This window comes from Bradyrhizobium sp. STM 3561 (assembly GCF_045571455.1).
Classification (GTDB): domain Bacteria; phylum Pseudomonadota; class Alphaproteobacteria; order Rhizobiales; family Xanthobacteraceae; genus Bradyrhizobium; species Bradyrhizobium vignae.
In genome coordinates this window covers 124,221-145,756 of record NZ_CP120696.1, presented here as the reverse complement: position 1 = coordinate 145,756, position 21,536 = coordinate 124,221, and the positions used below count along the sequence as shown (strand labels likewise).

Here is a 21,536-nt window from a genome sequence, read left to right as displayed (position 1 = left end):
AATGAACAAGAGAGCAATCGAAGAGCTGCGCGAAAAGGTTGGCTGCGCGGCCCTTTTGGAGAAAGACGGCTGGAAGGTCGACCTCAAGGAAAGCACGCGGCGCGCGATCAAATTTCGGCGCGACAGCAACATCATCATCGTCATTCACCAGGGTCGCGGCTGGTTCGATCCGTTGTCGCCGGCAAAAGGAGACGTGTTTTCGCTTGCCGAACACCTCGGCGCCAACGGTTTTGTTGAAGCGTGTGGCCGTGTTGCTGACGTGGTTGGCTTCGTTCCCAGCGCACCTACGTGGCAGCACCCGGCAAGGCCCAAGGCCCTTGCGTCCATTGTAGAGCGGTGGAGACATCGCGTGAGGCCGCGCCCTGGCTCGCCAGCCTGGCGCTATCTGACCTGCGAGCGACGACTGCCGGTGGACGTCGTGAAGCAGGCGGCTGTTAGCGATCTGTTGCGAGAGGGCCCTCAAGGCAGCATGTGGGCGGCGCACAGCGATTCTGCTGGAGAGCTCACAGGCTGGGAGGAGCGTGGGCCGGAATGGCGGGGCTTCGCCACGGACGGCAGCAAGGAGCTATTTCGGTTCGGATCGGAGGACGCCGAGAGGATCTGCATCACCGAGGCGGCGATCGATGCGATGAGCCTCGCCGCGATCGAGATCACGCGCTCTGACACCCTTTATGTCAGCACCGGCGGCGGTTGGTCGCCCGCGACCGACGGGGCGATCCGCGGCTTGGCCAAGCGCCCCAACGCTTGGCTCGTGGCAGCAACCGACAACAATCGGCAAGGTGACATCTACGCCGACCGTGTTCGCGTCATCGCGGCGGATGCAAGTGCGCGGTATGACCGATTGCGGCCGTGCGCGGGCGACTGGAATGAGGATTTAGGGGCCTGACGGCTAACTCTTGATGTAGCGCGTGAGAGCGACGCGCAGGCTGCGTGGCGGCGCCGCGCCAAGGCCTCCGCATGAGTGGGTCTCTGACGCCTTGGTATTGAGGAAAGGAAAAAGGAGATCGAACAATCAGGTAGAGGAAATGAAGTGGGGAGGAGCGCTGCCGCATGCGCGACCGGCGCGTCAAGGGTGAAGCTTCGCCCGCGTTCCGCGGCCCTTGACCCGCCGGACCTTCGATGCGGCCGGCGAGGAGGTGTGATGAAGGACTGAAGTGACGAATAGATCAGGCGGATCGCTCGCGCTGTCAGTCCGGCCAGGCCAAGAGGAGCCGCCCATGCACACCTCCCCCAGCATCCGCAAAGTCTTCGAGGGCGTTGCGACGCGCCACGACATGCACCGCTTATTCAACCGCCATCGTGGTGACCCCGCGATGGCCGAAGGTGAAGGCCAGCCTCTCTTCGCCGGAGAATGGTTCGAGGTCAACGAGCGGGAGCACGACTACATGCTCGAGATCCTGCCACCGCTGTTCATGCGCGCCGACATGTTCGCGATGCGCGAATTCATGACGGGCAGCGTCACCAGCATCTTCTTCGCGCTTGCCATCGACGGAAGGCGGCGCTGGTTCCATGGCTATTGCGATCTTTCCGATCGGCTGTCGCCTGATCGGATGAAGACGGCGATCATCGAGCGCGAGTCACGGCCCGTGCGCGCGATGACCCGCGAGGAGCGGCTTGAGCACATCTGGTCGAGCACGCATGACGATTATCGCGGCTATGCTGGCGAGCGCTGGCCGCAGGCCATGCGCGGTCGCCGCACCGTACTCGTCTATGCCGGCCAGGGCGGCACGGTCCTGAAGCTGCTCGACGACCTCACCGAGGCAGAGATCGCGGCCAAGCTGCCGGTGCAGTTCCGCCATCTGCCGGAGACGGTCGCGGCCTAGCCCGACCTCCCTCCCCGCCCCTCGGCAGCCCGGCCTCGCGCCGGGCGCCCGCATTTCAGCACCCGGCCCGGTGCCGGCCCCCTCATCAACTCCCGCAACGCCGTGCCGTCCGTCGCAGCCCGCGCCGGCGGACGGCGGCGCGCGCCCAACTGGAGGACATTTCCGATGTCGCATGACGATCCTTTCACCCTCGACCTCTTCGGCAATACCGCCCTTTCATCCAGCCTCGGCCTCGGCGTCACGGCCTTCGCTGCCGATTTCGGCGGTGACTACGACCATGAGCATGATCCACCGCCGTCGACGCCGGCCTCGGTAAGGCCGGCAATCGAATTGGCGCGGCGCTCCTATGACGGTCCCCCCAAGCGTGGCGACAATCTCTATCTTTCCGGCGCGCGCGGCCTCGCAAAGGGCTGGAAGCAGCGCGCCCGCGACAGCATCGCCGCAGTTCGGCTCGCCGCACAGATCGAGACCCAGGAGCGCCCCGCGACGGCCGAGGAGCAGCGGCAACTGATCCGCTTTACCGGCTTCGGCGCCTCAGAGCTCGCCAATGGCGTCTTCCGCCGACCGGGCGAAACCAAATTCGCGAAGGGTTGGGACGAGATCGGGGCCGATCTGCAGGATGCGGTCGATGAGGCTGACTACGCTTCGCTGGCACGCTGTACGCAGTATGCCCATTTCACGCCGGAGTTCATCGTCCAAGCGATGTGGGCGGGTTTGCTGCGCCTCGGCTGGCGCGGCGGCCGCGTGCTCGAGCCCGGCATCGGCACCGGCCTGTTTCCGGCGCTGATGCCGCAGGATCTGCGCGAGGTCTCCCAGGTCACCGGCGTCGAGCTCGATCCCGTCACGGCGCGCATCGCGCGGCTGTTGCAGCCGCGGGCGCGGATCGTCACCGGCGATTTCGCGCGCACCGAGCTGCCGGCGCGGTTCGACCTCGTGATCGGCAACCCGCCCTTCTCCGATCGCACCGTGCGCTCGGATCGTTCGCTGCGCTCCCTCGGTCTGCGGCTCCACGATTATTTCATCATCAAGGCGATCAAGCTGCTGAAGCCGGGCGGGCTCGCCGCCTTTGTTACATCGCACGGCACGATGGACAAAGCGGATGGCTCGGCGCGCGAGCTGATCGCGAAGCACGCCGATCTCCTCAGTGCCATCCGCCTGCCGGAGGGTAGCTTCCGCGCCGATGCCGGCACCGACGTTGTGGTCGACATCCTGTTCTTCCGGCGGCGCAAGCACGGCGAGCCCGATGGCGACCTCTCTTGGCTCGAGCTCGACGAGGTGCGCCCGGCGACCGAGGACGAGGGCGCCATTCGCGTCAATCGCTGGTTCGCGCGCCATCGCCACCTTGTGCTCGGCGCGCATGCGCTGACCTCCGGCCCGTTCGGCGAGACCTACACCTGCCTGCCGAGCGACGGCGAGGACCTCGCGACCGCGCTGGACGATGCGATCATCTTCCTTCCGGTCGCGATCTATGACGGCGAACCCGAGGCGATCGACCCTGACGGCGAGTGCGAGGCCGTGCCGGCGAAGTCGGAGAGCTCGGCGAGCCTCACGTCGCGCGAGGGCAGCTATCTGCTCGATCACCGGCATGGCTTGATGCAGATCCTTGACGCCCGGCCAGTTGCCGTCACAGTGCGCAAGGGCCGCAGTGCCGATGGTGTTCCGGAGAAGCACGCTCGGATCATCCAGAAGCTGATCCCGATCCGCGACGCGGTCCGCGAGGTGCTGAAGTGCCAGGAGCTCGACCGGCCGTGGAAGGACGCGCAGGTCAGGCTGCGCATCGCCTGGTCAAACTTCGTCCGCGTCTTCGGCCCGATCAACACGACCGTTGTGTCGACGGCCGAGGACGACGAGACCGGGGAGGTCCGCGAAACGCACCGCAGGCCGAATCTCCAGCCATTCCTTGACGATCCGGACTGCTGGCTGGTGGCCTCGATCGAAGACTACGACCTTGAGTCGGATACGGCCAAGCCAGGTCCGATCTTCACCGAGCGGGTGATCGCTCCGCCGGCGCCGCCCGTGATCACTAACGCCGCCGACGCGCTGGCCGTCGTTCTCAACGAGCGCGGCCATGTCGACCCCGACCACATCGCGGAGCTCGTGCACCGCGACGCGGACGACGTCATCGCCGAGCTCGGCAGCGCCATCTTCCGCGATCCCAGCGGCGGCTCGTGGCAGACCGCCGACGCCTATCTGTCGGGTGCTGTGCGCGACAAGCTGAAGGTCGCGGAAGCGGCGGCTGCGCTTGATCCCGCCTATGCCCGCAACGTGACCGCCCTGCAGGAGGTGCAGCCTGCCGACCTCCGGCCCTCGGACATCACCGCGCGCCTTGGCGCGCCGTGGATTCCCGCTGCCGACATCGTCGCCTTTGTCAAGGAAATGATGGGCGCGGAGATCAGGATTCACCACATGCCGGAACTGGCGTCGTGGACCGTGGAGGCCCGGCAGCTCGGCTGGACGGCCGCCGGCACATCCGAATGGGGCACGGAACGGCGGCACGCCGGCCAGCTTCTCTCCGATGCGCTCAATTCCTCGGTGCCGCAGATCTTCGACACCATCAAGGATGGCGATAGCGAGCGACGCGTCCTCAACGTCGTCGACACCGAGGCTGCGAAGGAGAAGCTCTCGAAGATCAAGACCGCCTTTCAGAATTGGATCTGGTCCGATCCGGATCGGACCGACCGGCTGGCGCGGGTCTACAATGACCGCTTCAACAACATCGTGCCGCGCGCCTTCGACGGCTCGCATCTGAAATTGCCGGGCGCCTCGGGCGCCTTCGTTCTCTACGACCATCAGAAGCGCGGCATCTGGCGCATCATCGCCTCGGGAGCGACCTATCTCGCCCACGCCGTCGGCGCCGGCAAGACGATGACGATGGCGGCCGCGATCATGGAACAGCGGCGTCTTGGCCTGATCGCCAAGGCCATGCTTGTCGTTCCCGGCCATTGCCTGGCGCAGGCGGCGCGCGAGTTCCTGGCGCTCTATCCCGGCGCGCGCATCCTCGTCGCCGATGAGACCAACTTCACCAAGGACAAGCGGCATCGCTTCCTGTCGCGCGCCGCGACCGCAACGTGGGATGCGATCATCATCACCCATTCGGCCTTCCGCTTCATCGGCGTGCCGTCCGCCTTCGAGCAGCAAATGATCCAGGACGAGCTCGAACTCTACGAGCAGCTCCTGACCAAGGTCGAAAGCGACGACCGCGTCTCGCGCAAGCGGCTCGAGCGGCTGAAGGAGGGATTGAAGGAACGGCTCGAATCCCTCGCCACCCGCAAGGACGATCTCCTGACCATCTCGGAGATTGGCGTCGATCAGATCATCGTCGACGAGGCGCAGGAGTTCCGCAAGCTATCCTTTGCGACCAATATGTCGACGTTGAAGGGCGTCGACCCCAACGGCTCGCAGCGCGCCTGGGATCTCTATGTGAAGTCGCGCTTCATCGAGACCAAGAACCCTGGGCGGGCGCTGGTGCTCGCCTCGGGCACGCCGATCACCAACACGCTCGGTGAGATGTTCTCGGTGCAACGCTATCTCGGACACGGCGCTCTTCTGGACCGCAAGCTGCACGAGTTCGACGCCTGGGCCTCGACCTTCGGCGACGTCTCGACGGAGCTCGAGCTCCAGCCCTCGGGCAGGTACAAGCCGGTCACACGCTTCGCCACCTTCGTAAACGTCCCTGAACTGATCGCCATGTTCCGGTCCTTCGCCGACGTCGTCATGCCGGAGGATTTGCGGCAGTATGTGAAGGTCCCGGCGATCTCGACGGGCAAGCGCCAGATCCTGACGGCAAAGCCGACGCCGGCGTTCAAGCGCTACCAGGCCCTGCTCGACGCGCGGATCAAGGCGATCGAGACGCGCGACCGGCCGCCGGAGCCGGGTGACGACATCTTGCTCTCTGTCATCACCGACGGGCGGCATGCGGCGATTGACCTGCGTCTGGTCGATCCGGACTGCGATAACGAGCCGAACAACAAGCTGAATCTTCTCGTCGGTAACGCCTTTCGCATTTGGAATGAGACGTCAGGCAACAGTTACCTGCGCGCCGACGGCAAGCCGTACGAGCTGTCGGGCGCCGCGCAAATGATCTTCTCCGACCTTGGAACGATCAGCGTCGAGAAGACGCGCGGCTTCTCGGCCTATCGCTGGATCAAAGACGAACTCGTCCGTATGGGCGTGCCCCCGTCCGAGATCGCCTTCATGCAGGACTTTAGGAAGTCAGAAGCCAAGCAGCGTCTGTTCGGCGACGTACGCGCCGGCAAGGTCCGCTTCCTGATCGGCTCCTCGGATACAATGGGGACGGGCGTCAATGCGCAGCTTCGCCTAAAGGCCCTCCATCACCTCGACGTGCCGTGGCTGCCGTCGCAGATCGCGCAGCGCGAGGGACGGATCGAGCGACAGGGCAACCAGCACGACGTCATCGACATCTTCGCCTATGCGACCGAGGGCTCGCTCGACGCGAGCATGTGGCAGAACAACGAGCGCAAGGCTCGCTTCATCGCCGCGGCGCTCTCCGGCGACACGTCGATCCGTCGGCTCGAGGACCTCGGCGAAGGCCAAGCTAGCCAGTTCGCGATGGCCAAGGCGATCGCGAGCGGCGACCAGCGGCTGATGCTAAAGGCCGGGCTCGAAGCCGACATCGCCCGGCTCGAGCGTTTGCGCGCGGCCCATATCGACGACCAGCACGCCGTCCGTCGGCAGATTCGGGACGCGGAACGCGACATCGAGTTCTGCACGCGGCGGATCGCGGAGGTCGGCAAGGATATCGAGCGCCTTGTTCCGACCGCCGGCGACGCCTTCGCCGCGACCGTGGCCGGCGAGCGCTATGTCGAGCGCAAGGAAGCCGGCCGCGCGCTGATGAAGGAAATCCTCACCCTGCTGCAACTCCAACAGGAAGGCGAGACCATCATCGCCGCGATCGGCGGGTTCGACCTCGAATACTCCGGCGAGCGTTACGGCCGCGACGGCTATCGCTACGGCACCATGCTGATCCGCACTGGGGAAGAGCATGAGATCGATTTGCCCGTCACGATGACGCCGCTGGGCGCAATCTCCCGCCTTGAGCATGCGCTCGACGATTTCGAGGGTGAGCGGGAGCGCTATCGCCAGCGTCTCGCCGACGCAGGTCGCCGGCTCACCTCGTACCGGTCGCGCGAGGACGGCGAATTCGTATTCGCAGCCGATCTCGCCGAGAAGCGCCGACAGTTGGCGGAGGTCGAGAAAGCTCTTGCGACGGATGTGGAGGGCGCGGGCGAGAGCGCAATCGCGGCGTGATGAGGGAGGAAGGGAAGGCCCGTTCGCAGAGCGGTCAGGCCGGCAGCGCTGACGCTCAACCGCCGCCTGCGCGATCCCAGCCCGTCGTCCTTCGCAGGGCTGTTAGCCCTGCTTGTCCGGCCTGGCAGGGATGCTCGGCCGCAGTTGTGCAGGCCCGACCGCTCCGCGGGGCCGGGGGGTGTCTTCGGGAAGAAGACGAGGAAGGACCGCAAGGCGGGGTCCGCGAACCCGAACAGGAGAAATTCCATGCATCTCATCAAGATTGATCCGCGTGCGCTGAACGAAAATCCCGACCGCATGCGCCAGACGAAGTCGACGCCGCAGGCCGACGCCCTGCTGCTTGCGACAATCAAGGCCGTCGGCATCGTCCAGCCGCCCGTCATCACGCCCGAGACCGGCGGCGGCAACGGCTATGTCATCAATGCCGGTCATCGCCGCGTCAAGCAGGCGATCGCCGCCGGCCTCGAGGAGATCGACGTCCTCGTCGACGAGGCGGCGAACGACAACGGCGCCATGCGCTCGATGATCGAGAACATCGCGCGCGAGGCGCTCAATCCCGTCGACCAGTGGCGCGCGATCGAACGCCTCGTCGCGCTCGGGTGGACCGAAGAGGCAATCGGCGTCGCATTGACCCTGCCCGTCCGGCAGATCAGGAAGCTCCGCCTGCTCGCGAACGTGCTGCCGATCATGCTCGATCACATGGCCAGGGGCGACATGCCAGACGAACGTCAGCTTCGTACCATCGCCTCGGCCTCGCTCGATGAGCAGAAGGAGGTTTGGAAGAAGCACAAGCCCTCCAAGGCGGATCCGCAGGTGTCGTGGGGAAGCGTCGCGCAGGCCCTGACCAAGGCCCGCATGTACGCTCGTCACGCCAGCTTCGGTGACGACCTCGCCCAGGCCTACGGCATTCAGTGGGTCGAGGACCTGTTCGCACCAGCAGACGAGGACAGCCGCTACACCACAGATGTCGAGGCATTCCTCGGCGCGCAGCAGGAGTGGATGACGAACAACTTGCCGAAGAAGGGCATCATCGCCGAGACGACGAACTGGGGTGAGGTCAAGCTGCCGCCAAAGGCGGAGCGCGTCTACGGCAAGCCGTCGAAGTCGGATTGTACGGCGATGTATCTCGACCGGGACGGGCGGGTCTCGAGCGTGCATTACCGCATGCCTGCGGCGAAGAAGTCGAAGGACAAGGGCACGGCGGCCGGCGCGGATGCTGCCGATGAGAGCACAGCGGTCTCGAAGCCGCATCCTGAAGTGACGCGCAAGGGCGTCGAGATCATAGGCGACCTCCGGACGGACGCCCTCCACGAGGCGCTGGCGCGCGCGCCCGTCGAGGATGACGCGCTGATGGCGCTGTTGATCCTCGCCTTCGCCGGTCAGAACGTCTCGGTCGATTCCGGTAGCAGCGGCACCTATTACGGCAACCGCCGGATTGCGCGCCATTCCGCGACGCTATTCGATAAGGATGGCAAGCTCGTCCTCGACATGGACACACTGCGCGTTGCGGCGCGCTCGATCCTCATTGAGGTTCTCTCGTGCCGGGAAAACTGCACCGACAGCGGCATCGTTGCGCGCGTCGCCGGCGAGGTGGTCGGCGCGGACAGCTTCCTGCCGAACATGGGCACCGACGACTTCCTGTCGTGCCTGTCGCGCACCGCGCTCGAAGGCTCGTGCAAGGACGCTTCGGTTCTCCCGCGCCAAAAGGTGAAGGACACCCGCGCCGCTTTGGTCGAGCACTTCAAGGAAGGCCGCTTCGTCCATCCGGCAGCGCTGTTCGCTCCGGATAAGGTCAACTTGTTGGCCTGGCTGGCGAAGAACGCCGTCACCGCCGCCGATGGGGCCGACGACCAGGTCGAGGACCCGGCTGCTGGCGACGCGGACAGCGGCGAAGCCTTAGCCGACGAGGCGTTCCGTGAGGCGGCTGAATAGCCCGCCCGCCATCGATAATTCGAATGATGACGCCCCGCCGCCGGCCCAGCGGGCGGCGGCTTCGTTTCTACCACTCATGAACAGGAGGACGTCCATGTCCGCCCAGCTAATTTACGACCTCGCTCCGCTCGGCGCGATCATCCGGTTTTCCGACGGCACGCTGCGGCCACCGGAACGGCACCGCAAGAAGCTCGCCGCCTGGGAACACCGCAACAGCGGCGGCCGGCTGATCCGCAAGCAGGCAGAACGCCGCGTCGGCAACACCCTCATCCGCGCCACCATCACACTGCACGCCGGCGACTATGGCGGCGGCGGTGTTGTGGTGCTTCGCGTCCACCGGACCTTCTCGGTCGAGAGCGACCTGAGGTTCGTCGTGACCGAACGCCCGAGGGTCGGTGCGGTCCGCGTGCTCAACCGACCCGGCGAGGACGCCGAACTCGTCTGTCTCGCGAGCTGCCGCGCCGACGCCGAATGTTGGCTGCAGAGCCACGGCTATCCGGATGCGGTTCTCGAAGAGGTGACCGCCGGCGCGCCGGCAGCCGACGTCACGGGGGGGAGGACGGCCGCATGACTACGCCCTCACCCCTCACCACAGTGACGGACTCGAATTCTGGATTTCCCGAGGTCGAGTTCGGCCGCAGCGGCGACGGCCATCTCGTCGCTCGCGTCGGCGACACGGCCTTCGCCATGTTGCCGGGACGCGACGCCCGACATTATCTCGCGACCGGCTGGCGTATCAACCGGCCGATGGCCGAATGGAAGCGCTCTGACTTCTACGGTCATTCCGGCGGGCTCGCCGAGGAGGCGGCCTTCCGGACAAAGGTCGTGGAAAACGCCGAGCATCAGCGCGAGAAGCGTGCGCTCGGCCATCGCGACACCGGCTCCAATGCGAACACGCCATGGGGTCCGTCACAGGGTGCAACCATCTATGCGGAAGGCGTCATCTGCCATTCGACTGCGGGCCACGGCGGCTTCCATCTCTCGGCCGAGCCCAACCGCAAGGTCAATCCTGTACTGCGCGCGCCGGACGGCTGGTACGAGGAAGATGAGGCCTGGGCGATCGTGGCGATCACCTTCCCGCATCTGTTCACCGGCTACGAGCGGCGCTGCGCCGAGCGTACGATCAAGGATAGCTGGCCCGATGCTTGGGAGGCGATTTTCGGGATCGTGCTACGACCCGGCGAATCCCGTGAGAAGGATCGGCGCGCCTTCGAGAAGGAGCACGCCAACAACTGGATCGTGGTCTCGGCGATCACGTCGGATCAGCAGCCGGGCTTTGTCGAAGTCGTCGCCACGCCGGGCGGCAGACGCGGCGCGGGCACCGAGGAGCGACGTTTTCTCGTCCCGTCCGACGAGTACGGGATTGGCCGCTTCGGCTTTGTCGTCGATGAGACCCGCCACCCGGTTTATTCCGGACCATCGAGCTTCATCGGTTGGCAGGGAAGGACGTCGCCATGAAGGCTTCCTCAGAACGCCTTGCCCAGCTTTCGCGCATGGAGGAGGCGCGTCGCCAGACGCAGCGCCAGCTCGACATGATCGACCGGCAGATCATCCGCCGCATGACCACGCTGATCCCGCAGCTTGGCCGCAAGCGCTCCGGATACCGTCGCGGCAAGCCGTCTGATCCGAGCGCTTTCCTCGAACGCTATCGTTCGAATCTTGCGGCGATCACCGCAGAGCGCCAGCCGGAGATCGACGCGCTGTCGCGCAAGCTCGCCCGGCAGGACGTCGCGATCGAGACGCTGCGAGCCCGATGCGCGCCGGAGTCTCGACCCGCTCGTGACGACCCGGAGGGTGCACGTCGCATGGATGAAGGTCGCAGTCCGGCGAACTGTCGTCCGGGCAAGCGCCATGACGCTGCGGCCTAGTGGGGCCGAAGCCGACCTTGCGGCTCGCTCAGGCGAACATCTCGAGCACGGCGCGAAACTGGCGATCTGCTGGCTCGAACCTTTCCAAGGTTTCGCCAACCCGGCCCGGACCCTGTCGGCTCTCCCCTCGGGTTTGCTGCGGTCTGCGCCCCCGGCGGTCCGCTTCAAGGCCAAGTCGCAAGCGACCGGAGACCTCCGTTCTCGGCAGGCCCGGCCGCGTCCGGCGCAGGGCTCCAGCAAGCTGAGCCCCGCTTGTCCGCAACCGGGCCTCGCTCGCCTGGCGGTCCCCGGACCTTGAAGCGGCCCTCATCCCGGCGGCGCTGGGCGAGCGCACCCGAAGGGAGGTCCGGCAGGGGCCGGATCGAACCGACGGCGAAACCAGACAAGGAATTCACCATGACCAAACCTGCTCGTTCCTCTCGCGCCAGCGCCCGTGTCATCCCGCTTCGCAAGGGCACCACTCTCGAAATGGTCCGGCTCGCCTGCCCCGACGCGGCGCAGGCACAGCGCATCTCCGAAAGCTTCGGGCTTGCGATCCTGGACAGCGACGGCATCCGCGATCTGCATGAGCGGCTCATCATCGAAACCGCCGACGCGCTCAAAGACGGCCTGAGTGAACGCGCAATGCAGATTCACCTTCAACGGATCGTCGGCGCTTATGTCGGCTCCGCGCATGGCGCCGGCCAGTTCTACACCCGCGCTGTCACCGAAGCGCGAGATGCGACCGCTAAGCTCGCCAACGACGGCCGCGATGAGGACCTCGATGGTCCGGTCGGCTTCGATAGCCAGGCACAACGCAAGCGTGAGTTCGCCGCCGACATGGGCGTCCAGTCTCACGCGCTTCGCATGGCCGCTGAAGGCGCCGTCGCCGCCTACGAAAAAGTCGTCGGCGAGACCTGGAAGCCTTTCGAGCGTGCTGTCGACAACACGACCGACACCGTCGGCCGGAAGGCGGCCAAGGCACAGATGTCGGCGTTCGACTGATGCCGCCGGCGGGGCTTCGGCCCCGCCATTCTCTTTCACCATTCAATGCCGGCCGGCCCCTGCGGGCCGACCTTTTTTCATGTCGCAGGGCGCGACGGCGCAAACGAGCAAAGAGAAATCACCGGGGTGGACTGCCCCTCGCGGCCCGTAGCGGCGTTCGGTCGATGCTGCGGCCCGCGCGCAGCGCAACGGCTTTGCCGTCCTCCACTGACGTTCCGGTCCGGCGTCTCTGTCGTCACTCAGACCACCAGCGCCACCGGATGCGCGATCCCGCAGGCCTTCGCAGCGGACCGCCGTGACGGGCCGCGACGGGCGCGGTCTTCAATGGAGACTGGAATCATGACAGGTAAGGAAACGAAACCCCGCCCCGACATCTATGCGCGGATCACCGATCGCATCGTCGCGGACCTGGAGCGCGGCGTACGTCCGTGGGTCAAGCCATGGAATGCGGCCAACGCCGGTGGACGCATCACGCGGCCGCTGCGCCACAACGGCATGCCCTATCAGGGCATCAACGTCGTGCTGCTGTGGTCGGAGGCCGTCGCGCGCGGCTTCACATCACCGATCTGGATGACCTTCAAGCAGTCGCTCGAACTCGGCGGTCACGTTCGCAAGGGTGAGAGCGGAACGATGGTGGTCTATGCCAACAGGTTCACCAAGACCGAGACGGATGAGCATGGCGACGACGTCGAACGGACCGTTCCGTTCCTGCGCGCCTATACGGTGTTTTGCGTCGATCAGATCGACGACTTGCCGGATCACTATTACGGGCGCCCGGCGCCAAGCATCGCGCCGGGGCAGCGCATTGCGCATGTGGACGGATTCTTCGCCAATACGGGCGCAACCATCCGACATGGCGGCGACAAGGCATTTTTCGCGCCGGCGCTCGATCTGATCCAGATGCCACCATTCGAGAGCTTCCGTGACGCGGAGAGCTACGCCGCCACGCTCGCGCACGAATGCGTGCATTGGACTGCGCCGGCGCATCGCGTCAATCGCGATCTCAGCCGCTACACCAAAGATCGGAGCGAGCGCGCCCGAGAAGAGTTGGTCGCCGAACTTGGCGCCTGTTTCCTCAGTGCGGATCTCGGTATCGTGCCCGAACTCGAGCCGCGCGCCGATCACGCAAGTTATCTTGCGTCGTGGTTGGAGGTGCTGTCAAACGAGAAGCGCTTCATCTTCTCCGCGGCCGCCCACGCTCAGCGGGCAGTCACCTATCTGCACGATCTTCAACCCAAGCCCGCCGAGATTGCCCAAGCGGCATGAGGCGCAACGATCCGCGCCTCGGCTGCTTGCGTTCATCGTTCACCTTTCTAGAAAATGACGAAGGCCTCGCCTCACGGCGGGGCCTTTCTTATGTGCATCGTCATGCGTGTGCTGGTGACTGGAGAGGCGGTGCTTCCCCCCCATCCTGAGACGTAGGCGAGATGCGCCTGGCGGATTCTTCTGGCTTCCGAGATGCTCGTCTGCTTCAGGGCCAGCGTCTTTCCGAAGCCGCAGAAGGGCGATGTCATCCACGATGCGACAGTCCGTGGTTGTTACCGCGTCCGCCGGACTGGACGAAAGCTTACGCGGCGCGCGCGAGTGTCTTTCACCAATGCGCCCGTCGTCGTGCGGTGTGGCTTGCGTGTCGCTCAGTCGTATCCTCATCGTTCGGCCTGTCGCGCCCAATGCGTCCTCGATTTGGCATGTCTAACCGAAGGCCGTCGTCGCTGCGCTCCGCCTCGATCAAAAGACCGCAACGGCCGTTCTCGGCTTTCTTCCCCTGGTCGCTGCGCGCCCATTCCTCGCGAGATAAGAAAGCCTCGCCCTGGCCGCCCTCTACTGCGTGGCGGCCCTTCGGGTGCGGCCCGATCGCCTCCGGTCAACGACAGCCATCGAGGTCGCGATGGTCGCGGCCCGAGAACGAAAGAGGACGCGAACATGGCTACCATCGGCAACTTCACCGTCAACGGCAACGGCTTCGTCGGCACCGTCAAGACCCTCGCCCTGGGCACCGTCAAGACCAAGATCGTTCCGGCCGAACGCACTTCGGACAAGGCCCCGGACTACCGCATCTTCGCGGGCGCAAACATCGAGTTCGGCGCCATGTGGAAGAAGAAGTCCCAGGACACGGGCCGCGAGTACCACTCGGTCAAGCTGGACGACCCGAGCTTCCCGGCCCCGATCTACGCGACGCTGGTCGAGGTCGAAGGCGAGGAAGGCTTCTCGCTCATCTGGTCTCGCCCGAGTCGCGACTGAGACGCCGCGCAGCTGGCCCCGCCGCGAGGCGGGGCCTTCGCCCGTAGGCGCCCGGAGGCTGATCCACATGCGGTACGCCCAGTAGCGACCCATTCGGGCGCGATGGCAAAGCACAAGATAGCGATCCACCGACAGCCGCGACATGTCGCGCACGAACAAATTGATCGCCGTGCCGCCTTTTCCGCCTGCGACCGAATTACTATGCCGAAGGGGCAAAGCGCGCGGGTGAGTGGTGGACGACGGGGTATTCAGATCGGCCGGCTTCTTGGATGTCCAGGCATTGAGGCTGTTGCGCGCCTTCTTTCGGATCGACGACCCGCGGCTACGGCAGCAGATCATCGAGCGCGCCGAAGAGCTCGCGCCCCCGCAGGCGCCGCGCGCGCCCCCGGCACCGCGCGAAGCGGACGGCTAGGCGCGTTCGCGTCGGGTCAACGGCAGGACGGAACAGGTGGACAAGCGCGAGTCCTGCCGATTGCGAATCCCTGCCTTGTGCTAACCGCTTGGAACGACGCGGGCGGCTGAAAGATTCGCCCGCCGACGGGAGCGATCTCGATGCTGATGACGAAGGAAAGACCGCGGGTCCGCACGCTGCGCGGCTGGGCGATTGACGTGCTGCAAGAGACCGGCGCCATCCGAGAATGCGAGGCGCACGGCTGGATGCAGGACCGCGCCGACCCGCACGCGCGCGAGCGAGCGTTCGACATCGCCCGCCGAGACCCGCCGCCGGGCATCTCTCCGGGCGAAGCCGCCGCCGAGATGGACGATGTCCTAAATTCGATCGGCGACACCTGCCCGGAGTGCGCTCCGGAGCGGGCTTAGCCCCCAGCGCTCGTCTGCTGCACAGCAAGGAAGTCCGCGATCTGCGCCGCTTCCTCCATCTGCCGCGCCTTGCCAATGAGGATGCTGCGCTCCTTCCCCGGCCGCATGCCGCGCGCCTTCCGCTTCAGCCTAACGGCTTCCTGGTTCAAGCGGGTCTGCAGTGATGTCGTCTGTTTGAACCGCCGTCTCTTTTTCACCAGAGCACGTTTTGAGCGGCGCAAAGGTCCCAACTGGTGCCCTTGCATGGCCCGGGCCAGGGCGGCTGACCAGGTTGCCCGAAATGCTGCAAGTGTCCGCGGCTCTCGGCAACAACGTAGGTTAAATGACGCTCTCAGCGTCTGAGCGCGGGCAGCGAACCGAGTCGCCTCCAGAAGTGCTCAACGGCGGGCTGCTGCTGACGGTTCGCGATTACCGGTGTGCTTGTTTGCCTGATGTACTTTGCCGCTGGCAATACAATCGCACGATATGGTTTGCGATTGCGGACGCGTCATAGGGCTTTTCAAATCGTTTCACTTCCCAATACCGATCAGGAAGAACCTCTCGGTTATAGCCTGTGGCGAAAACGAACGGAATTCGCTGCTCGATGAGCTTGTCGGCGATCGGATAAGCCGATTGACCGCGCAGGTTGATGTCGATCACCGCCGCGTCGAAACCGTCTTGGTTAACCTGAGCGAGAGCTTGCGAGAACTCGCAGATCGGACCGACGATCTCCGCGCCTTCCGATCGGAGCGCTTCTTCCAGATCAGTCGCAAGAAAATACTCGTCCTCGACGATCAGGACGCGACAGGCTCTACTCATCACGCCAGCTCGCCGTAGTCGATGAGGGGCCGAGACCGATCGTCTCGCGATCGCTTACCGCAGCCATTCTTTGGCTGGCTGATCGCAGACGCGCTCTTTCCGACAGAAGAAGTTCCGATACCGCAATTGCCTTGTCGACGCGATCGAGCAGTACCTGTGTTTGAGTGCTGAGCCGAGCCATCGCTGTCCCCTTACACCAGGCGGGAGCGCGCGTCGTCTCTCAGCCACTGGCGCCTAGGGCCGGATCTTGGCCAGTGATGAACGAACTATCGGCAGATCGATCGGACCTTTCAACTTAAAACCGCGGTCGCTTCCCAGGATTCGCGATCCCCGTCAAAAGCAGGCGACTGCCTTCGATACTCCGAGCGATTCGTCGTATTTCGACTTTCGCGAAGGATTTGCATCGATCGCCTCAGGGTTTCGCGGGCTCGTGCCAGCGTTTCGGCATCCTCTTGCGTGGCCGTGTAGATCCGCAACATCGGGGGATCGTGAGGTGCTCTGTTGGGCATGGGGCGCTACTCCGTGCGCAATAGCGTCCGTAAGAAAAATACAAGGGATCCCGGATCGAAAAATCAAGACGTGGGCGGTGCCCTCGATGTACTCCTTTCAGGCCGCAGCGCATCCTTCGGTCGACCGGAGCCGCATCCGCTTGCCGCCGGACGGGCGTCGGGGTCCCCCATCCAGCGCGCAAAGCGCCTCAAGAACTCTCGTCGATGGTGGACCGGTGCCTTCAGTCCTTCGGGAGTTGCCGGCGCCCCACGCTTCCAACGCCGCATTCATTGAGGGCGCCGCGATCCGCGGGATCGTAGAAGCCCAGCGAGGTTTGGTAGGTCTTCAGCTTTCTGGGCATGCGTTCCGGCTGCATCCGAGTTCCGGGTCGGAACCGCTCCACATTTTCGGGCGCCCGGCCGAACCCGGCAACCCCACCGGACTTAACCTAAGTTAAAACCCGGGAGGTCAGCATGGGTCAGTCGCAGCCTTTCCGCGCCACCGCGCTGGTGGTCGAAGACGACGAAATTCAACGCGAGATGATCGCTCTGCTTCTCGAGGAAAGCGGTTTCGACGTGATCCAATGCGAGGATGCCGAAACCGCGCTGTTGGCCCTCAAGATGCGCCATCCATCTATGCTCGTCACCGACGTCAACCTGGCCGGCAAGGTCGACGGCCTGGAGCTCGCCCGCGTCGCGCGTTCGGGCGATTCCCAGATGCGCGTCGTGGTTATTTCCGGCCAACCTCCCGCATCGGCGCTCCCCGAGGGCGTCACGTTCTTCTCGAAGCCCTTCTATCCGACAGCGCTGCTGCGCGAGGCCACCTACTGAAGCGCAAGATCTGGCGTGGCGGACGCTGGATCACGCGGACTTCCGGTGCTGCCGCGCTGCCGGTTTCTTGGCGGCGGCTTCCTTGGGCTTCTTGCCCTCGAGCGGCATCAGCATCTCCTTCTGACCGCTGGATGCCTTGCGCGGCTTCTTGGCTGGCTTGCTCGCCTTCGCCGGCGCCGCCTCCTTGCCGACCGATCGGCGCAGCGCCTCCATCAGGTCGACGACGTTGGTCGATGCGGGCCGCTCCTTCGGCACGATGGGCTTGCCGGAGCGCTTCTGGTTGATGAGGTCGATCAGCGCGGTCTCATAGTGATCCTCGAACTTCTCGGGGTCGAATGAGCCGGCCTTCTGATTGACGATATGCTTGGCGAGATCGAGCATGTCTTTCGTGACTTTGACGTTCTGGATCTCGTCGAAATACTCCTGCTCGCTGCGCACTTCGTAGGGATAGCGCAGCAGCGTGCCGACGAGGCCCTTGTCCAGCGGCTCGAGCGCGATGATGTGCTCGCGGTTGGTCAGCACGACTCGGCCGATCGCGACCTTGTCCATCTCCCGGATGGTCTCGCGGATCACCGCGAAGGCGTCGTGCCCGACCTTGCCGTCCGGACGCAGGTAGTAGGGGCGGATCAGGTAGCGCGGATCGATGTCGGACCTGTCGACGAACTCGTCGATCTCGATCGTGCGCGTGGACTCCAGCGCGATCTCCTCGAGCTCGTCCTTCGTCACCTCGATGAACTGGTCCTTTTCGAGCTGGTAGCCCTTGACGATGTCCTCGTTGGGCACCTCGTCGCCGGTGTCGGCGTCCACCTTCAGGTATTTGATGCGATGGCCGGTTGCCCTATTCAGCTGGTTGAAGGAGATCTTCTCGGACTCGGACGTCGCCGGATAGAGCGCCACCGGACAGGTGACCAGGGACAGTCTGAGGAAGCCTTTCCAGTTGGCGCGCGGGGCCATGGTACGCAGAACTCCGTTGGGGCGGGCCTGATTCAAGACGAACGAGGCGACCGGGTTCCGACACGCGGACGCTTCCGGGGCGGAGATTTCACGCGCGACCCGCGGGCGCCAACGGAGTCTGCCGACGACCCCATTGACTCCTTAGGAACAAACAAAGAACATGTGGCGCGCCCGCAGCCCTCGAACCTGCAGCACCCGCCGAGGATGATCTTGATCTCGCCGCCGATCGGGCCATCGGCAAGGATGAGAGACATGAGTGAGGTGACCTACTACGTCGCGCTGCCGTTCGTCCTCGCCGACGACGGCCTCGCAGCAGGGGAAGCCGTGGAATGCTTCAACCCGAACTCCGCGGTGATGAAGGCCGAAGTGCTGGCCCGCAAGCCCGGACACGTCGGCGCCATCGCTTTTTCTCGGACGGGAGACCCGTCGAGCGGCGACTTCAGCGACGCCAAGCTGATCCGGAAGTTCGGCGAGGTGCCGGACGATCTAAGCGCGCTTTGAACGGAGGGCCGATATCACCCCTAACTCGGCGCGGCGGCATCTCCCGGTTGAAGCAAGCTGAGCGCGGTCTCGACCTTGGCGAGCAGCCGTTCGATTTCCTCGCGCTCGTTCGGTCCGGGATCGCTCTCCAGCCGCTCCATGAGCGCCTGCTTCCGCGCAAGCAGCTTTGCGATTGTCGACATTACACCTCCCCGTCCCGTTGGACGCCTATTGTCGAGGTGGTGCGCCCACGACGAATTTGCCATTCCTGACGTCAGCAACCGGCGGCTCTCTCCCCATCATGGCGACAGGCTGGAGGCTCTCTTGCGAAGCTCGGCGATCAAACCCCTCACCGCCACATCGTGGGGGCGTCGCTGAGCGCCTTGCGGCCGACCTGCATCAAACTATCGGGTGTCGCTTCACCCTGCCTGGCCGCTTCGAGGATCTTTGCGGCGACGTGCGTCCGGGTGCTCGTTTCGTAGCGTGATACGGTTTGACAGACATCGTCGAGGACCGCGCGCAGCAGCGCGGTAGTTTGGGCGTCGAACATCGGACATTGCCCCTCAGTCGGTGGAGGCAGAGGATAACCGGCACCGCGCGCTCTCGGATTCACGAAGGTTAAGATGCACCGCAAAAATTTCCACGCCCGTCGTGACCTCACTGTCTAGGCCAAGCGCTACGGGCGCTTCGCACCCGCTTCGCAAAGCAATCCCCGGCATATAGTTGGACCTGGAACTAGTGCGCATCCTCGACAATCAGTGACGGCCCCGCGAAGTTGGCGTGGGATGCCTTACCTTGTCGAGTGACCCGTCAACCTCAGAAGCCGATAAGACTCTTCCAGTCTCTCAACACTTCGCTCAATCGTCGTCTTGACGTCATTCATCTTAGACCGGCTGCGGACAATGGCGTTCGCGGTTGACCCTGCCAACGCTCTCAGGACTGCCATTGTCGCATCACTCGGCTTGTGCGGCGACGGAAAGTGGGTCGACAGGATTCCGATGAAGGCCCCGCTGCTCGAAACCATCGGCGTGGATTGAACCGCACGAAAACCGGCGCTGCACGCGATCGTCCGGCAAGACGTAAATGCAAAGTCCGACATCACATCCTCGATGATGATCGGCTCCCGACCTCGTAATGCGCGGGCACATGCCGACCCGCCACCAATTGTGACCTTCTTGAAAAAGGTCAAAAACTCATCGCCGAAACCGTGTTGAGATGCGATTTCCAGGCATCCCGCATCCCAATCCATCAGTTGAACGTTACCAAGCTCTGCCTCGCTGAGGCGCAGAGCTTCGGCAAGCGCGAAATTGAGTACGCTTCGAGCTTCGGCACTTTCCTTGGAGTACGCTAGCATCGCCTGCTACTCGGTGCTGCCGCTACTGCGACCGCCACTGTTTTGTGATGCGCAGAAAGGCAAACTGTCCTCGATCAGGGCGCGGGACGTCAAAATTGCCTCTCGCGTTTCCCTGACCGCCTCCCGCGCTTCGAAAATTGCCTGGTCTGCGGATTGCAACAGAGCGTCCGACGGACAAGGAGCCGGGCCGGCTCTTACAGCCTTCCTTGCCAGAACAGACGCGGTCGCGTCGGTCACATGATGGGCCACCGCAACGATTGACCCGGCGTCATCAAGGACTGGCCAGTTTTTGGGATGCCAATAACGCACCTGCCAAGGTCGTCCGTCAGGCTGGATATCATACCGCTGCAGGGGCATCACCTGTCCGCGTTTTTCGCGAAGCACCTTCCTGAACGAGGCAGCCAGGTTGCTCACCCCGTCTGCGCGTGCGAGATGCGGGTTGTCGGGAAATGCCTCGAACATGTCCAAACCGGCAAGCGTATTCCGTGAGCGGAAGACGCCTCGAAGATAGCTGTCGTTGGCATCAACGATCTTCAGGTCCGGCGTGAGCAGAAGTATCGGGATCGGAGAATGCTCGAACAGCCGACGCCAGGCATCTCGTGCTCCGGCCATCAGGGCTTTGGGTGATCGGAAGTTCGGTTGCATCGTCGTCATGTTCGACCCGTGACAAAATCCCCCATCACGAAGTTTAGCGCGATCTGGTTTCCACGACCATCGAACGTGACACCCGTAGTTTTACCGCAGATTCCGCGGCCCAGGTTCCGCTGCGTGGACGCAGAGTTCCGGCAATTGCGTTGTTTGCGAGGCTAAAAGCGCGCTGCTTGGCGATATGGGGCGACGTGGAACGGGGCATCCCGCGCACTGGCTCGTGGTTCGGCAGGCCAGCCCGCTTATTCCGACGACAGGTGGTTGCTGCCGTCTTGCTCCCAAGGCTTGGGAGCGTTGGACCGATACTTCACTGGGATCACCCCACAACGGCCGAGGTGAGCGCGTCATCAGGGCGAGACTAGCCCTCCGAGCTCCGTGCAATGTCGTGCGCCCATTCACCGAGGTCGGCACCATCGCGTTCGGCCAGCACTGTGATCGGTGACGCCGATCAAGCACCACGTGGTGCGCAATTCGGGTCTATTCACGACGACATGAACGCTCCTAGTCTCCGCAGGCAAACCTTCGGGCGAATACATGATGCAGAAGCTGCTTCTCGATCCTGATGTCGCCGATGACGCGCCGACCACGCCGATCGCGACCGGCTATGATGAGCAGCACCTGATCACTTATCTCCGTCTGCTCCACGCTGCCGCGGACGGCGCTGACTGGAAAGACGTATCGCGGATCGTGCTGCACATTGATCCTCACCGTGAGCCTGACCGGGCGCGCCGCGCCTGGGAAACCCATCTGGCGCGTGCTCGCTGGATGGCCGAGCACGGCTATCGCCACCTGCTTCATGGCGGAGAACCGCACTGACTGCGCCCTAAAGGATGCCTCACTCCCCGCCTCGGACTCGCCGCGGCCGCGTAAGCCGGCGAGCCCCGCAGGGCGACAGCGCGTTGAGTGCGGAGCCCTCACGGCACCGTCACCTCTCCCGTCGCCTCGCGCAAGCCGAGCTCGGCGACGAGGTTTGGGGCCGGCTCCGATCTATGCCACCGAGGTGCAGATGAGCTGTAGGCCGTCCTGGCCCCTGCCCGCTGTCAAAGCC

At 64.5% G+C, this 21,536-nt stretch carries 22 protein-coding genes; 15 read left to right on the top strand and 7 right to left on the bottom strand.

Annotated elements, in window-relative coordinates; translation table 11 throughout:
• Position 1 precedes the first annotated feature (1 nt).
• The 12 genes from P6U28_RS40085 (at position 2) to P6U28_RS40030 (ending at position 14,935) form a co-directional block, all read left to right on the top strand.
• Complete coding sequence (locus tag P6U28_RS40085; protein WP_407123508.1) at positions 2-886, top strand: DUF3991 and toprim domain-containing protein; 885 nt, start codon at positions 2-4, stop codon at positions 884-886.
• Between the two features lie 331 nt (positions 887-1,217).
• Positions 1,218-1,823, top strand: a complete 606-nt coding sequence (locus P6U28_RS40080; RefSeq protein WP_407123476.1) for a DUF1419 domain-containing protein — start codon at positions 1,218-1,220, stop codon at positions 1,821-1,823.
• Positions 1,824-1,988: 165 nt separating this feature from the next.
• On the top strand, positions 1,989-7,091 hold the full coding sequence (locus tag P6U28_RS40075; RefSeq protein WP_407123475.1) for an Eco57I restriction-modification methylase domain-containing protein: 5,103 nt from the start codon (positions 1,989-1,991) through the stop codon (positions 7,089-7,091).
• A 246-nt stretch (positions 7,092-7,337) separates the two neighbouring features.
• The gene (locus P6U28_RS40070) at positions 7,338-9,023 is read left to right on the top strand and encodes a ParB/RepB/Spo0J family partition protein (RefSeq protein ID WP_407123474.1); all 1,686 of its coding nucleotides are present in this window, start codon (positions 7,338-7,340) and stop codon (positions 9,021-9,023) included.
• A gap of 94 nt (positions 9,024-9,117) precedes the next feature.
• A complete protein-coding gene (locus P6U28_RS40065) occupies positions 9,118-9,594 on the top strand; it encodes a hypothetical protein (RefSeq protein ID WP_407123473.1) in 477 nt (158 codons plus the stop codon).
• On the top strand, positions 9,591-10,481 hold the full coding sequence (locus P6U28_RS40060) for a DUF7007 domain-containing protein (protein ID WP_407123472.1): 891 nt from the start codon (positions 9,591-9,593) through the stop codon (positions 10,479-10,481). The genes P6U28_RS40065 and P6U28_RS40060 overlap by 4 nt, the downstream gene beginning before the upstream one ends.
• Positions 10,478-10,891 carry a hypothetical protein gene (locus tag P6U28_RS40055; RefSeq protein WP_407123471.1) on the top strand — a complete coding sequence of 138 codons (414 nt, stop codon included), beginning with the start codon at positions 10,478-10,480 and terminating at the stop codon, positions 10,889-10,891. Before P6U28_RS40060 ends, P6U28_RS40055 begins: the two co-directional genes overlap by 4 nt.
• Positions 10,892-11,287: 396 nt before the next feature.
• Complete coding sequence (locus P6U28_RS40050) at positions 11,288-11,875, top strand: hypothetical protein (protein ID WP_407123470.1); 588 nt, start codon at positions 11,288-11,290, stop codon at positions 11,873-11,875.
• A 339-nt stretch (positions 11,876-12,214) separates the two neighbouring features.
• The gene (locus P6U28_RS40045; RefSeq protein ID WP_407123469.1) at positions 12,215-13,141 is read left to right on the top strand and encodes an ArdC family protein; all 927 of its coding nucleotides are present in this window, start codon (positions 12,215-12,217) and stop codon (positions 13,139-13,141) included.
• A gap of 657 nt (positions 13,142-13,798) precedes the next feature.
• Positions 13,799-14,116, top strand: a complete 318-nt coding sequence (locus tag P6U28_RS40040; protein WP_061880546.1) for a DUF736 domain-containing protein — start codon at positions 13,799-13,801, stop codon at positions 14,114-14,116.
• Positions 14,117-14,348: 232 nt separating this feature from the next.
• Positions 14,349-14,528: a hypothetical protein gene (locus P6U28_RS40035; RefSeq protein WP_407123468.1), complete on the top strand. Its 180-nt coding sequence runs from the start codon at positions 14,349-14,351 to the stop codon at positions 14,526-14,528.
• Between the two features lie 140 nt (positions 14,529-14,668).
• On the top strand, positions 14,669-14,935 hold the full coding sequence (locus tag P6U28_RS40030) for a hypothetical protein (protein ID WP_407123467.1): 267 nt from the start codon (positions 14,669-14,671) through the stop codon (positions 14,933-14,935).
• Here P6U28_RS40030 and P6U28_RS40025 read toward each other — a convergent pair.
• Both P6U28_RS40025 and P6U28_RS40020 read right to left on the bottom strand, forming a co-directional pair.
• A complete protein-coding gene (locus tag P6U28_RS40025; RefSeq protein ID WP_407123466.1) occupies positions 14,932-15,084 on the bottom strand; it encodes a hypothetical protein in 153 nt (50 codons plus the stop codon). The genes P6U28_RS40030 and P6U28_RS40025 overlap by 4 nt on opposite strands.
• Before the next feature lie 259 nt (positions 15,085-15,343).
• Positions 15,344-15,733: a response regulator gene (locus P6U28_RS40020; protein WP_407123507.1), complete on the bottom strand. Its 390-nt coding sequence runs from the start codon at positions 15,731-15,733 to the stop codon at positions 15,344-15,346.
• A gap of 962 nt (positions 15,734-16,695) precedes the next feature.
• On the opposite strand from P6U28_RS40020, the gene P6U28_RS40015 reads away from it, so the two are divergent.
• Entirely contained in the window at positions 16,696-17,052 is a 357-nt protein-coding gene (locus P6U28_RS40015) for a response regulator (RefSeq protein WP_407123465.1), read from the top strand.
• A 30-nt stretch (positions 17,053-17,082) separates the two neighbouring features.
• On the opposite strand, the gene P6U28_RS40010 is transcribed toward P6U28_RS40015, so the two are convergent.
• Positions 17,083-18,006, bottom strand: a complete 924-nt coding sequence (locus P6U28_RS40010) for a Ku protein (protein ID WP_407123464.1) — start codon at positions 18,004-18,006, stop codon at positions 17,083-17,085.
• 252 nt (positions 18,007-18,258) lie between these two features.
• On the opposite strand from P6U28_RS40010, the gene P6U28_RS40005 reads away from it, so the two are divergent.
• On the top strand, positions 18,259-18,507 hold the full coding sequence (locus P6U28_RS40005) for a hypothetical protein (RefSeq protein WP_407123463.1): 249 nt from the start codon (positions 18,259-18,261) through the stop codon (positions 18,505-18,507).
• A gap of 20 nt (positions 18,508-18,527) precedes the next feature.
• Here the strand turns inward: P6U28_RS40005 and P6U28_RS40000 are convergent, their stop codons facing one another.
• The 4 genes from P6U28_RS40000 to P6U28_RS39985 all read right to left on the bottom strand — a co-directional run bounded on the left by P6U28_RS40000 (position 18,528) and on the right by P6U28_RS39985 (position 20,494).
• A complete protein-coding gene (locus P6U28_RS40000) occupies positions 18,528-18,689 on the bottom strand; it encodes a hypothetical protein (RefSeq protein ID WP_407123462.1) in 162 nt (53 codons plus the stop codon).
• A gap of 146 nt (positions 18,690-18,835) precedes the next feature.
• Positions 18,836-19,036 carry a hypothetical protein gene (locus P6U28_RS39995; RefSeq protein ID WP_375865712.1) on the bottom strand — a complete coding sequence of 67 codons (201 nt, stop codon included), beginning with the start codon at positions 19,034-19,036 and terminating at the stop codon, positions 18,836-18,838.
• 240 nt (positions 19,037-19,276) lie between these two features.
• Entirely contained in the window at positions 19,277-19,840 is a 564-nt protein-coding gene (locus tag P6U28_RS39990) for a GAF domain-containing protein (RefSeq protein ID WP_407123461.1), read from the bottom strand.
• A 6-nt stretch (positions 19,841-19,846) separates the two neighbouring features.
• The gene (locus P6U28_RS39985) at positions 19,847-20,494 is read right to left on the bottom strand and encodes a PAS domain-containing protein (RefSeq protein ID WP_407123460.1); all 648 of its coding nucleotides are present in this window, start codon (positions 20,492-20,494) and stop codon (positions 19,847-19,849) included.
• Between the two features lie 531 nt (positions 20,495-21,025).
• Between P6U28_RS39985 and P6U28_RS39980 the strand changes: the two genes are divergently transcribed.
• Positions 21,026-21,304 (top strand): DNA -binding domain-containing protein, encoded by a 279-nt coding sequence (locus tag P6U28_RS39980; RefSeq protein WP_407123505.1) that lies wholly within the window; start codon positions 21,026-21,028, stop codon positions 21,302-21,304.
• Positions 21,305-21,536 lie beyond the last annotated feature (232 nt).